Below are 12342 nucleotides of genomic sequence, written 5' to 3'. Positions count from 1 at the left end.
AGCGGGTTATATTGGGGGAAGAATTGGCTGATCAAAGCCAGAAGCAACAAGCTGAAATTGCGCAAACGGTCAAACTGCACCGCAAAGGGCGCAAGCGTGGTTGGCGTTCGTCGCTGACGCATAAAATTTTATTGATTAATAGCTTGGTTTTGTTGATTCCGGTCGTGGGGTTGATGCATCTTGAACAATATCGTCTGAGCCTTATCGCCACAGAATTGGACGCGCTTTCAATACAGGGCCGTGCCTTTTCTCTGAGCTTGGGATCAACGGCCGTCGTTGCCAGTCAAGTCGGAGACGAAAAGCTTGTCCCCGAGCTTACACGAAGCTTAATGCGGGCGATGCTAAATGATATCGGCGTACGTGCTCGCATCTTCTCGACCAGTGGTGAAATGCTTGCTGATAGTCTTTATCTTGCCGGCATTGGCGGCCCTGTTGAAGTGGGAGAATTACCCGTGCCGGGTGGTGGCGGGATGATGGACCGCATAATCCGTTTCTATGAAGGCATCATTAACTGGTTACCGGGGCATGATGACTGGCCGCTTTATCGCGAAGCTCAAAATCAAAGTGCCGAAGATTACACAGAAGTTCTCATTGCTTTGAACGGAGAGCCTGCTGGGATGGTACGCACCGATACGGCAGGACGGCTTGTTTTGTCTATGGCTGTTCCCGTACAAAGATATCGTCAGGTTCTTGGCGCGTTAATGCTTTCAAAAGATGCAGAAGTGGTTACCAAGGCGGTCCAAGATCGCCGCAGGGATATTTTGGCGGTTTGTGGGCTGGCTCTTGGGGTTACTGTTTTACTATCCCTGTATCTTGCCGGGATTATTGGGCGTCCGCTTCGTCGTCTCGCCAATGCAGCAGATTATGTGCGTTATGGTAAGGGCCGACAGTACGAAATTCCTGATTTTACTCATCGTCGAGATGAAATTGGAGATTTATCAGGGGCCCTGCGCGCTATGACTGAAGCACTTTGGTCACGGATGGATGCGATTGAGGGTTTTGCTGCTGATGTGGCGCATGAAATCAAAAACCCTCTAACATCTTTGCGTTCAGCAGTTGAAACTGTCGCAAGAATCAGTGATCCAGACCAACAAAAACAGCTGATGTCTATTATCCTTGATGATGTTCAGCGGCTGGACCGTTTGATCAGTGATATATCAGATGCCTCTCGTTTGGACGCCGAACTTTCGCGCGCGGCGATGGAAGAAGTTGATGTTGGAAAACTATTGGAGACCTTGGTTGAAATTCAACGTGTGAGCGAAGGTGGACCGACCTTTGAAGTGCTGATTGATAAAACAGAAGCATATATTGTCCAGGGATTGGAGGGACGGTTAGGTCAAGTCTTTCGTAATCTCATGACAAATGCCAAAACGTTTAGTCCTGAAGGCGGGAAGATAAGTCTTGCTGCGATCAAAGAGAAGGAAGCGATCGTCATTACAATTGAGGATGAAGGTCCGGGCATAATTCCTGGTAAACTTGAGGCCATATTTGATCGCTTTTATACGGAGCGTCCGCAAGACGAAAAATTTGGAACCCATTCAGGATTGGGATTGAGTATTTCCAAGCAAATTATTGAAGCTCATAATGGGACGATCACTGCAGAAAACAGAGAAAATTCTAATGGTCAAATAGCTGGGGCGCGGTTTGTGATCTCCCTCCCTACTGGACAAAGCTAAATGACAAACAGTACGTTAATGCATTGCACCAGCATTGCTTTTCAAAAAGATGGTTGGCTAACGGTTGCTTTGTTGCGTGGTAGCTCTGGAAGCGGGAAGTCTGATTTAGCCCTGCGTGCAATTGACATGGGGTGCGCGGAACTGGTTTCTGATGATCAAACTCTTTTAACCCGACATGATCAGGAAATCCTGGCATCCCCCCCGCCAACGATTGCCGGAACACTGGAAGTTCGTGGCCTGGGGCTGGTTACTTTTCCGTGTTGTTCTGATGTGCCTGTTGGACTGATTGTTGATCTTGTGCCTCGCGATCAAATAGATAGACTTCCGATTCCTGAGTTTGAGGAAATACTTGGCCTTTCCGTTCCAAAATTAAAGTTGCATAGTTTTGATCATTCGACGTTAGCAAAGCTGTTACTTGCCATAACCCGTCCAGAAAGCGATATAGTTAGGTAACTATTTGTTCTTTTGTAATGTTATCGGGAACCAGGGCAATTATTCATGCAGAAAATTAAAGACGGTAAAGCCTCTGATCCACTGAGGGTCATTCTGGTTACTGGGATGTCCGGTGCAGGGCGTTCTACGGCGATGAAGGTACTTGAAGACCATGGATTTGAAGCCATTGATAACTTACCATTGGATTTGCTGGATATTGTAATTGGGGAAAAGCCACGTCGTCGTCCTTTGGCAATTGGCATTGATATCCGTTCACGAAATTTTTCGGCGCCGCCCCTCATTGAACATATTGCCATTTTGAATAAAAGGCCTGAGCTTGATGTCGCACTTATATTCCTTGATTGCTCTGTCGATGCACTTGAGCGAAGATTTAAAGAAACCCGCCGCCGTCATCCTTTGGCAGAGGATAGGCCCTTAAAAGACGGTATTCTTGCTGAACGAAGGTTGGTAGCTCCGCTTCAAGCGAGAGCGAACTTTGTTATTGATAGTTCTGATACAACTTCTGCAGATTTTCGACACAATCTAACCAGCTTACTTGGATTGGAAGAGAGCGGTATCATGACGCTTCAGGTGATGTCGTTCTCTTATCGTTTTGGTGTGCCGAGAGAGGCAGACTTGATGTTTGATGTGCGGTTCCTCAGAAACCCACATTACGATCCAGATCTGCGGAGCCTTACGGGACGCGATAAGGCCGTTGCGGATTACGTCGCCGAAGATCCGGGTTACGATGATTTTGTGAATAATCTTCAAAATCTGTTACTCCCTTTATTACCGAGATATCAGCAGGAGGGGAAGAATTACCTTACGATCGCTATCGGTTGTACAGGTGGGCGCCACCGTTCTGTTGCCTTGACAGAGTGGTTGGGCAAAAAACTTGAGAGCATTTGGCCGCAGATTATCATTGCACACAGAGACGTGGACAAAGAACCTGATCGTTATAAATAATCTGTTATCTCAGTTAGTTATCAGGTTCCTAAGTGTCGGCTTTGTAAAAGACTCTACAAAAAATGTGATGACAGTCGGCTTCACCTTGTAAGTAGCAGGGGAATGCTGGTAGTTTTCCCGTAACAAAAGGAAAGCGCCGGCGGAAAGGTAAGGCATGATAGGGATGGTTCTGGTTACCCATGGTAACCTGGCGATCGAATTCGTTTCGGCATTGGAACATGTCGTTGGCGAACAAAGCCACATTGCAACGGTTTGTATCGGTCCTGAGGATGATATGGAACAACGCCGTAAGGAAATCATAGCTTCTGTAAAGAAGGTTGATGATGGCAAAGGCGTTGTTATTTTGACGGATATGTTTGGGGGCACACCATCTAACTTGGCGATCTCTATTATGGATCAGGCTAATGTTGAGGTGGTGGCGGGTGTTAATCTTCCATTGCTGATTAAATTGGCTGGTTTGCGCGGATGCAATCCAATGAAAAAAGCCGTTTTAGAAGCGCAGGAAGCTGGACGTAAATACATACATGTCGCTTCAGAGTTACTGTGATTTCAGCCGGTAATTTTTTATTGAAAGGCTTTAGGCCACAGGAGAAATGCGGGGAATATAAAGTTGCTCACGAAGACAGTAACGATATTAAACCAAAGAGGATTACACGCTCGGGCCTCTGCTAAATTTGTTAAGCTAGCAGAAGTATTTGAGGCTGACATTACAGTTCGTAAGGACGATACGGTCGTTTCGGGTTGCTCGATTATGGGACTAATGATGTTGGCAGCGACAACGGGGAGCAAAGTTGAGCTTACGACATCAGGCCCCGCTGCAGACGATGCTATGGCTGCACTGGAAGAACTTGTCGCGAACAAGTTTGATGAAGACTAAAGGCGCTTTGTTCATCGAACGCAGGGCAATGTCTTAGCTGAGAGTATCACAACGTTAAACGAGAGTAGGAAACGCCGTGACAAAAGAGTTAGGCGAAAGGGTTTTTGAGGGTCTGGCTGTCTCGCCAGGGGTTGTAATTGGCCCTGCTTATTTGAGCGAGTCCAGTGATATTCAAATCCTCGAATACCGGGTGCCGACCTCTAAAGTTTCAAGCGAATTATCGCGTTTAACTGATGCTGTTGATAAGGCTCAAAAACAAGTCTTAAAGCTACACAGTCAATCACAGGATTTTCATGGCGCGGCTGGTGAAGAGCTTGGTTATCTGCTTGATGCGCATATGCAGATGCTTAAAAGTTCCAGCCTGATTGGTGGCATCGAAGCCCGGATCAAAACGGGTCAAAAGAATGCTGAAGCTGCTGTGATGGCAGAGGTTGGCCAGATTGCACGTAAGTTCTCTGCGATGGAGGACCCCTATCTTCGGACAAAATCACAAGAAGTTCGCGAGGTTGGCCACCGGATCGTACGTAATCTAACCAAAACAGTTACGGATTCTTATTCTGGGTTGGCACAAAACTCCGTGATCCTCTCTGATGAGATTACACCAGCTGATACAGCTATGATGGACCCTGCTCAAATTGGTGGTTTTGCTACCGTTCTTGGCGGGCCGGAAGGACATACTGCGATTATGGCAAGGTCTTTGGGCCTGCCAGCGGTGTTGGGGGTTCCAGGCCTTCTTTCGGGGGTGGAAACCGGCGAAATCATTATCGTCGATGGGACCAATGGTCGGGTTATTATTAACCCGAGTGAAGCCCGGCTCAAAGATTATAGACTCCGCCAAAAAGATATCGAACGTGAGGTCCACGCCCTTACTCGATTGCGAAATGTGGTTGCCATCACCAAAGATGATCAACGCGTTAGCTTGCAAGCAAATGTAGAGTTGCCACGTGAAACAGGCTTGGCCGTTGCTAATGGTGCTGAGGGAGTGGGGTTGCTTCGAACCGAGTTTCTGTTCATGAACAGGGAGCAACTACCGACTGAGCAAGAGCAATATGAGGCTTTGGCCGAAATTATTGATGGCATGTCTGGTCGCCCGGTCACAGTTCGGACACTTGATGCGGGAGGAGAGAAGCTGGTTTCTGCTTTGGGGACTTTACCTACTGATTGCCCCAATCCTGCTTTGGGATTACGGGCGATCAGGCTGTCTCTTAAACATCGGGATATTTTGGAAACCCAGTTGAGAGCCATCCTTAGGGCAAGTGCTCATGGTCCCCTTCGTATTCTTTTACCCATGGTGACAACGCCAGGGGAAGTTAGAGAAGTGCGTAAGGTCTTAACGGAAGTGGCAAAGGGCTTGAAAGAACAGGATGTTCGTATTGCCGATCCATTACCGCCTTTAGGCATCATGATCGAAGTGCCTGGTGCTGCATTAGCAGCAGATGGTTTGGCCAAGGTTGCAGATTTTTTTGCTATTGGGACCAACGATTTGACGATGTACACTTTGGCGATTGATCGTGCAGAAGAGCAGGTTGCTTATCTTTATAATCCACTTCATCCGGCGGTTTTAAAACTGATTTCTATGACTGTAGAAGCGGCGAGAAGGGCTCATATACCTGTGTCTGTCTGTGGAGAGGTCGCGGGGGATGTTAATTACCTGCCATTGCTTCTCGGGCTGGGAGTGCGAGATCTGTCGATGAGTTCAAACGCATTGCCGCGTGTTAAAAACCGTATTTTAAAGCTGAATATGGAGGAAGTAACGCGACGCGCCGAAGCTATTATGACGCAAAATGACCCGAGCAGAATTGCGACGATGCTTGAAGATTATAATGAACGCTATACCAATTAATCTCAAACCGTAGTCTTGAGTATAAACTCACAATCTCTCTCGATTATTTTACTGGTTTTTTAACCTGTTCGGTCGATTTGTTTTCACAAAGATGTCGGATCGAGAGGAATTTTGATAAAGATACCGAATTCTTTGGTGAAATCACAGCTGACCCGAGCATGTACTGCGCCTTGCTTGTCGTAGAATCGAGATTTTTCGGAAAGAGGTGTAATGGCTTCGTGCCAGATGTGGGAATCGATGCAAACCCCGAAGCTGCCATCACAATAAAAGGCGGTCCAGTCTTCTGGCTTCATATCATCCCCAGTCTTTGCAAGGGCGACAACAAAGGGCTTGTTGTCCAAAGGATAAAAGAGCTGTGCGCCATCCGGGTGGTAGTTTGCATGCCAGATATGTAAGTGAGTGCGATCTGGGTTCGGGGTGTCTTTCGAAGCTTGACCGGGTAGTTCAGACCAGCCGAGAATATAGCGATCGTTTACAGCCATGTTTTCGCCAAACAAAATATCCCCTTCCCACCAAAACTCGAAGATTCCTTCCAGATGTCCACCCTCATCCCCTGTACCTATGTCTATTGGGCGCCACCCCTGTGCGGGCCATTGGGTAATTTCCACAGGGTGGTTCATATAGTCAGTAACCACTGAGCCAAAACCTTCAAGGCTCTTTGTCGTTGCTCTTACCAAAGGAATTTCAAACACGGGAAGGTGAGCTGGAACAGAGGGCTTCATATAGTTAAAGCTTCTTTTCTCGATTGATTTGGAGCTCGTCATAGAATGTTCCTAAGAATAGTAAAGAGAATTGAAGCTTGCAAAATTGGGTATTCAAAAACAAATTAAATTCACTAAGGAATAAATTAAATAATATTTAAGGGTATGTGATGCCGGGGCTAAATATCTATGGGCTGGTAAATCTATGAGACATAGTCAACTTCGGGCTTTTGATGCTGTTGCAAGGGAGGGTAGTTTTTCAAGAGCTGCCTTATTGCTTAATCTGACGCCCCCTGCGGTTACAATTCAGGTGCGCAGTCTTGAAGATGCCTACGGGCTTACCCTGTTTATTCGGAGTGGTGGTAAGGCAACCTTAACTGAAGACGGGCAAGGTCTATACGATAAAACTAGGCGATTTTTTATCGAAGAAGAAGAGATCCGTGATCATTTATCTTCATCCTCAGCCTTGGATATTGGGCATTTGAAAATTTCTGCTGATGGACCGCATGTTGCTTTAAACATTATTTCGATGTTTAGAGAGAAGTATCCTGGAATTAAACTGTCAGTCAGTTTAGGAAATGCCGAATCTGTGCGTCAGGATATTTTGGCTCAACGTGCAGATGTGGCCATAACCGCTAATTGCCGTACGGATGATCGACTTGTCATTGATGAGCTTTCTGTACAGTCCATGATAGCCCTCGTTCATAGAGAACATTCACTGGCGGATCGCTCAGAAATCAGTTTGGTGGAACTTGTTGATGAGCAATTGATTTTGAGAGAACGAGGATCGAATACTCGTCGTGTTCTGGATAAAGAAATGAAAAGCCTTAACCTTAGGTATGGCAATGTTCTTGAACTGGGCAGCCGAGAAGCTGTGCGGGAAGCCGTTGCTGTTGGTCTGGGGATAGGGTTTTTATTTGAACATGAAATTCTGGGAGATGATCGGACCTGTGCGGCCTTTATCCAAGAGCTAAGAAATAGTAATCGAGATATGATTGTATGTCTTAAGAGCCAGTTAAAAAGACGTGTGGTGAAAGCTTTTGTTGAGATTGCCCGTAATTAATTCCATGACCAATTTGTGAATAGTTCAGTAATTACCAGAATAAATAACGTGAAAAATTGTTGCCATTTAGCCAGAAGACTGATATCTATCGGGCAAAATAAACACATAAAGATTTCTTTATGTCACTGATAATAAGCTAGAAAGTCACGCACATGACAGAATTTACAGATTATAAAGTTGCGGATATGTCGCTCGCAGAGTGGGGCCGTAAGGAAATTGTTATCGCTGAAACTGAGATGCCAGGCCTAATGGCATTGCGTGAAGAGTTCGGCGAAAGCAAACCCCTTGCTGGTGCCCGGATTGTTGGTTGTCTTCACATGACAATTCAGACAGCTGTTTTGATCGAAACCCTTACCGCACTGGGTGCATCGATCCGTTGGTCATCGTGCAACATTTTCTCTACACAGGATCAGGCCGCTGCAGCTATGGCCGCTGCGGGTATCCCTATTTTTGCCTGGAAAGGCGAAACGGAAGAAGAATTCATCTGGTGTATTGAGCAGACTGTTCAAGGACCTGACGGTTGGAAGCCAAACTTGATTCTTGATGATGGTGGCGACCTTACTGTTCTCATTCATGAAAACCACCCTGAACTGCTTGAAGACATTCGCGGTCTATCAGAGGAAACAACTACGGGTGTTCATCGTCTTTACGAGATGGCGAAAAAGGGAACTCTTAAAGTTCCTGCAATCAACGTGAATGATTCTGTGACGAAATCCAAATTCGATAACCTTTACGGTTGTCGAGAATCTTTGGTGGATGGCATCAAACGTGCTACCGACGTAATGGTTGCTGGTAAAGTTGCTGTTATTGGTGGCTTTGGTGATGTTGGTAAAGGCTCTGCTGCTTCTTTGCGTTCACAGGGCGCCCGTGTTCTTGTTACTGAAATCGATCCTATCTGTGCACTGCAGGCTGCAATGGAAGGTTACGAAGTAACCACTATGGAAGATGCAGCTCCATTGGGTGATATTTTTGTAACCACAACAGGTAACAAAGACATCATTACCATCGATCACATGCGTGATATGAAAGATCGTGCGATCGTTTGTAACATCGGTCACTTTGATTCTGAAATTCAGATTGCTGCATTGCGCAACTATCCTTGGCACAATGTTAAGGATCAGGTTGATGAAGTTGAATTCCCTGATGGTAAACGTTTGATCATTCTGGCTGAAGGTCGTTTGGTGAACCTTGGTTGTGCTACAGGTCACCCGAGCTTTGTGATGTCTGCTTCTTTCACTAATCAGGTGTTGGCTCAGATCGAACTTTGGGAGAATTCAGCAAACTACAAAAACGAAGTTTATGTCCTGCCAAAGTATCTTGATGAAAAAGTTGCGATGCTTCATCTTGAAAAGCTTGGCGTCAAATTGACTAAGCTAACGAAAGAACAGGCCGAATATATCGATGTCCCTGTTGAAGGTCCTTTCAAACAAAATCATTATCGTTACTAGAATTTTTCTAGGATTTTGTTCTGGGGGCTGATCTCTCAGTAAGTTATTATTACGGGGCGCAGATAATATCTGCGCCCCGTAATTTGTTACAACGCCTTGTTCCATCAAGACAAAATCATTACACTTGATTGTGATTTTCTACTCACATCCAAAATGGTCTATTTGGGATGTTATTCTGTACTTCTTGAGGGGAACGCAGTGTCGTCATTTTCGGCCTATATGCCGGGTCTGTTTCTTGCTCTGATTATCCTCATTGGTTCGGGGGTACTCGTTTTTGCTTATCGTTTGCGTTGGCGGATGGTGCAAAAAAAGCTGAACGACTTACAGGCTAAGTCATCCTTAGATCGTGCCGCGATTCTTGCTGCACCTCTGGGGTGTGTGACTTTTTCTCATCGAGATAAAAAAACGAGATCTAGCGTAGGTTTGGTTCGTGAATTCGGCCTAGATAAGGGCGAAATTGATTTCAATGCCATTTCGATTATCTTTCAGCGTGGAGGCACGAAGCCGAACATATTGATAGAGGCCGTGGAAACACTCAGAGAGTTGGGGAAATCCTTTACGGTTACCCTGACAGCTAAAGGTAGAACGTACCGTATTACAGGTGAACGCATTGTATTATCATCTGAGCTGCCTCCTGTTGCTGATGTTGTTTGGTTTCACGACGTCAGCGATATGGAAAAGCAAACAAGGAATGCTCTTGATGGATCTCGACATATAACTTGGCTACTTGACAACCTTCCGGTTCCAGTATGGATGCGAGACGAAAGATTAGCATTAACTTACTGCAATAAGGCCTATGCCAGTGCTGTCGAATCAAGTCAGGCGGAGGTCATTGAGCAAAGCATGGAGCTTATGGATCGTTCGAAAGTGATTCAGGCTCATAATCTGGCCAACAAGGCGCTTGAAACTGATGGTCTTGTTTGTGAAAAGCATCACGCGATCATAGCAGGAGAAAGACGCCTCCTTGAATTTTGTGAAAAGGCATTAGACGATAAAAATCTTTTGGGTTTTGCTGTTGATCAAACCCGTCTTGAAGATGCGGAACGTGAATTAAATAGCCATATTGAGGCGCATGCACAGGTTCTCGAGAATTTGGGGATTGCAATCTCCATTTTTGGTCCGGACGAGCGTTTGTCATTTTTCAATTCTTCATACGCAACCTTGTTTAAACTCAATGAAGATTTTCTGCGCTCTGAGCCGCACCTAAGTGAAATTCTTGACACGATGCGTGAAAACAGACGGCTACCCGAATATGCAAACTTCCCGGAGTTTAAGCAGCAACGCCTCAGGGAATATCGCTCAATTATTGAGCCTGTTGAAGAGCTACTACATCTGACCGACGGCACGACTTTACGCTCGGTTGCAACTGCGCACCCCTTTGGTGGTGTTATTGAGACTATAGAAGACGTTACTGATAGTCTTGCTCTCGAACGTTCCTATAACACTCTCACCGCAGTTCAAAGAGAGACCCTTAACAAACTATATGAGGCCGTCGTCGTTTATGGAGCGGATGGACGCTTGAAGCTGTTTAACCCAAATTTTGCTGAAATTTGGAAATTACCAGAAGAGTTTTTAAATACCGAACCGCATGTTCGTGATGTGGTTTCTCGTAGTCGAGATCTGTTTGATGTTGATGATGAAGAGTGGGAGCAACGTCGAGAGGTTATGGTTGCCAGGGTTTGCGAACCTGAAGGTCGCGCAGGCCGTATTGTCCGAGCTGATGGGGTGGTCCTCGATTGGGCACAGGTTATGTTACCTGATGGTGCCTCTCTTTTGACTTTCCTCGATGTTACAGATTCCTTCACTGTTGAACGTGCGTTGTTAGAAAAAAATGAAGCGTTGGAAACCGCAGATCGACTTAAAACAGCCTTTATTGCAAACGTGTCGTATGAGTTGAGAACACCATTGAACGCGATTGTAGGGTTTGCAGAAATACTGGAAAACCAGTTCTTTGGGGAACTTAACGAGCGCCAGATGGAATACAGTCAGGCGATTGTTGAATCATCCCATCGTCTGATGACCTTAATTAACGACATCCTCGACCTTGCAACTATTGAAGCCGGCTATCTCCACTTAGATCTGGGAGAAGTCAACGTTGATCAGATGTTACAACACCTTCATACGATTGGTCATGAAAGAGCGCGCCATCGGAATATCGAGGTGGATATACTCTGCGATGATGATATTGGCTTGGTTCTTGTTGATGAGCGTCGTTTAACACAGGCGCTTTATAATCTATTATTAAATGCTATGAAATTTTCCCCCGAAGGTGGAACCGTCACGGTTGAAGCCAGTAAGGATCACGAATTACGTATTTCAGTTTCTGATAATGGAGTTGGCATCAGTCAGGAAGATCAAGACCGGGTCTTTCTTAAGTTTGAGCGCGGTGAGGGGCATGCCAAACAAGCTGGTGCCGGTTTGGGATTGTCTTTGGTTAAAAGCCTGGTTGAGTTGCATGGTGGCTGGGTTGAAATTGAATCCGCTGTGAGTGATGGAACAAAGGTGACCTGTCATATCCCACTTTTGGATCAAGATGGCTTAAGCCAAGACAATGCCGTTCAAAATATATCTGATGGTGCAGATGAAATAAGCTTGCCAGACGAAACAAATGATATTCGAAGTGTTGTGACAGAGGTCATCAATCAGATTACAGAACAAAAATCGGATATGGATCAAGAGGAGGAAATCGTCTCCACAGACGGCACAGACGGCGTAGAAGGTTCAGGGAAGACAGAAGATATTTCCGAAGATGTACAGGGTACGCAATCTGATCGTGATAAAATTTAGGAAATAAAATTGTGAGGCCAGCCCGTGACAGATGAGAGATTTATCAGTGAGGTTTTAATTGCGGATGAAAAGGCGACAATTATGTTTGCTAACGCGTTTGCTCCTTATCTGAAAACTGGGGATGTTCTGGCCTTAGATGGGGATCTTGGGGCCGGTAAAACGGCTTTTTCTCGGGCCTTGATAAATGCGTTACCTTTTGACGCGAACCAACTTGAAAAAGAAGAAGTCCCCAGCCCGACTTTTACACTTGTGCAAATGTATGACCGTGCCGAGCTGCAAGTGTGGCATTTTGATTTGTATCGACTTGAAGATCCTGAAGAAGCTTATGAGCTTGGTATAGAGGATGCTTTTCTTGAAGGAGTGTCTTTGATTGAGTGGCCAGACAAGCTGGGATTTCTTATGCCTTCTGACCGTTTATTGGTGAGTTTACGATACGGGAGCACGGACACGGCGCGAGTAATTACATTTTTTGGTAATGAAAAATGGCAAGAACGCTTGTCTCCGCTCTTTGCTCAAGTCTCCACCTCTTAGATGGATATTTAAAAAGAA

11 protein-coding genes are annotated in these 12342 nt (G+C 45.7%); 10 read left to right on the top strand and 1 reads right to left on the bottom strand.

Going from position 1 to position 12342, the window contains the following annotated elements; genetic code table 11:
• Positions 1 to 23 precede the first annotated feature (23 nt).
• The 6 genes from ACFSKO_RS03760 to ptsP all read left to right on the top strand — a co-directional run bounded on the left by ACFSKO_RS03760 (position 24) and on the right by ptsP (position 5794).
• Positions 24 to 1676, top strand: a complete 1653-nt coding sequence (locus tag ACFSKO_RS03760; protein ID WP_380248558.1) for a stimulus-sensing domain-containing protein — start codon at positions 24 to 26, stop codon at positions 1674 to 1676.
• A complete protein-coding gene (locus ACFSKO_RS03755; protein WP_380248556.1) occupies positions 1677 to 2129 on the top strand; it encodes an HPr kinase/phosphorylase in 453 nt (150 codons plus the stop codon).
• A 45-nt stretch (positions 2130 to 2174) separates the two neighbouring features.
• Positions 2175 to 3074 (top strand): RNase adapter RapZ, encoded by a 900-nt coding sequence (gene rapZ / locus ACFSKO_RS03750; RefSeq protein WP_380248554.1) that lies wholly within the window; start codon positions 2175 to 2177, stop codon positions 3072 to 3074.
• A gap of 154 nt (positions 3075 to 3228) precedes the next feature.
• Positions 3229 to 3621: a PTS sugar transporter subunit IIA gene (locus ACFSKO_RS03745; RefSeq protein WP_380248552.1), complete on the top strand. Its 393-nt coding sequence runs from the start codon at positions 3229 to 3231 to the stop codon at positions 3619 to 3621.
• Positions 3622 to 3684: 63 nt separating this feature from the next.
• On the top strand, positions 3685 to 3951 hold the full coding sequence (locus tag ACFSKO_RS03740) for an HPr family phosphocarrier protein (protein WP_380248550.1): 267 nt from the start codon (positions 3685 to 3687) through the stop codon (positions 3949 to 3951).
• 76 nt (positions 3952 to 4027) lie between these two features.
• On the top strand, positions 4028 to 5794 hold the full coding sequence (gene ptsP, locus ACFSKO_RS03735; RefSeq protein ID WP_380248548.1) for a phosphoenolpyruvate--protein phosphotransferase: 1767 nt from the start codon (positions 4028 to 4030) through the stop codon (positions 5792 to 5794).
• Positions 5795 to 5877: 83 nt separating this feature from the next.
• On the opposite strand, the gene ACFSKO_RS03730 is transcribed toward ptsP, so the two are convergent.
• Positions 5878 to 6558 carry an ureidoglycolate lyase gene (locus ACFSKO_RS03730; protein ID WP_380248545.1) on the bottom strand — a complete coding sequence of 227 codons (681 nt, stop codon included), beginning with the start codon at positions 6556 to 6558 and terminating at the stop codon, positions 5878 to 5880.
• Positions 6559 to 6700: 142 nt separating this feature from the next.
• On the opposite strand from ACFSKO_RS03730, the gene ACFSKO_RS03725 reads away from it, so the two are divergent.
• The 4 genes from ACFSKO_RS03725 (at position 6701) to tsaE (ending at position 12324) form a co-directional block, all read left to right on the top strand.
• Complete coding sequence (locus ACFSKO_RS03725) at positions 6701 to 7558, top strand: LysR substrate-binding domain-containing protein (protein ID WP_380248543.1); 858 nt, start codon at positions 6701 to 6703, stop codon at positions 7556 to 7558.
• Between the two features lie 152 nt (positions 7559 to 7710).
• Positions 7711 to 9006 (top strand): adenosylhomocysteinase, encoded by a 1296-nt coding sequence (ahcY, locus tag ACFSKO_RS03720; protein WP_380248541.1) that lies wholly within the window; start codon positions 7711 to 7713, stop codon positions 9004 to 9006.
• A 198-nt stretch (positions 9007 to 9204) separates the two neighbouring features.
• Positions 9205 to 11793: a sensor histidine kinase gene (locus tag ACFSKO_RS03715; RefSeq protein ID WP_380248539.1), complete on the top strand. Its 2589-nt coding sequence runs from the start codon at positions 9205 to 9207 to the stop codon at positions 11791 to 11793.
• A gap of 24 nt (positions 11794 to 11817) precedes the next feature.
• On the top strand, positions 11818 to 12324 hold the full coding sequence (gene tsaE, locus ACFSKO_RS03710; protein ID WP_380248537.1) for a tRNA (adenosine(37)-N6)-threonylcarbamoyltransferase complex ATPase subunit type 1 TsaE: 507 nt from the start codon (positions 11818 to 11820) through the stop codon (positions 12322 to 12324).
• The last annotated feature ends 18 nt before the right edge of the window (positions 12325 to 12342 follow it).

The organism is Kiloniella antarctica, from assembly GCF_042682825.1.
Classification (GTDB): Bacteria; Pseudomonadota; Alphaproteobacteria; order Kiloniellales; family Kiloniellaceae; genus Kiloniella; species Kiloniella antarctica.
Note: the sequence above shows the minus strand (reverse complement) of the source record. Positions and strands in the feature narration are given on the sequence as shown.

What these genes read in the sequence shown, in the direction of transcription:
- ACFSKO_RS03755 (WP_380248556.1), top strand. Translation starts at nt 1,677, where the DNA reads ATGACAAACAGTACGTTAATGCATTGCACCAGCATTGCTTTTCAAAAA.
- rapZ (WP_380248554.1), top strand. Translation starts at nt 2,175, where the DNA reads ATGCAGAAAATTAAAGACGGTAAAGCCTCTGATCCACTGAGGGTCATT.
- ACFSKO_RS03745 (WP_380248552.1), top strand. Translation starts at nt 3,229, where the DNA reads ATGATAGGGATGGTTCTGGTTACCCATGGTAACCTGGCGATCGAATTC.
- ACFSKO_RS03730 (WP_380248545.1), bottom strand. Translation starts at nt 6,558, where the DNA reads ATGACGAGCTCCAAATCAATCGAGAAAAGAAGCTTTAACTATATGAAG.
- ACFSKO_RS03725 (WP_380248543.1), top strand. Translation starts at nt 6,701, where the DNA reads ATGAGACATAGTCAACTTCGGGCTTTTGATGCTGTTGCAAGGGAGGGT.
- ahcY (WP_380248541.1), top strand. Translation starts at nt 7,711, where the DNA reads ATGACAGAATTTACAGATTATAAAGTTGCGGATATGTCGCTCGCAGAG.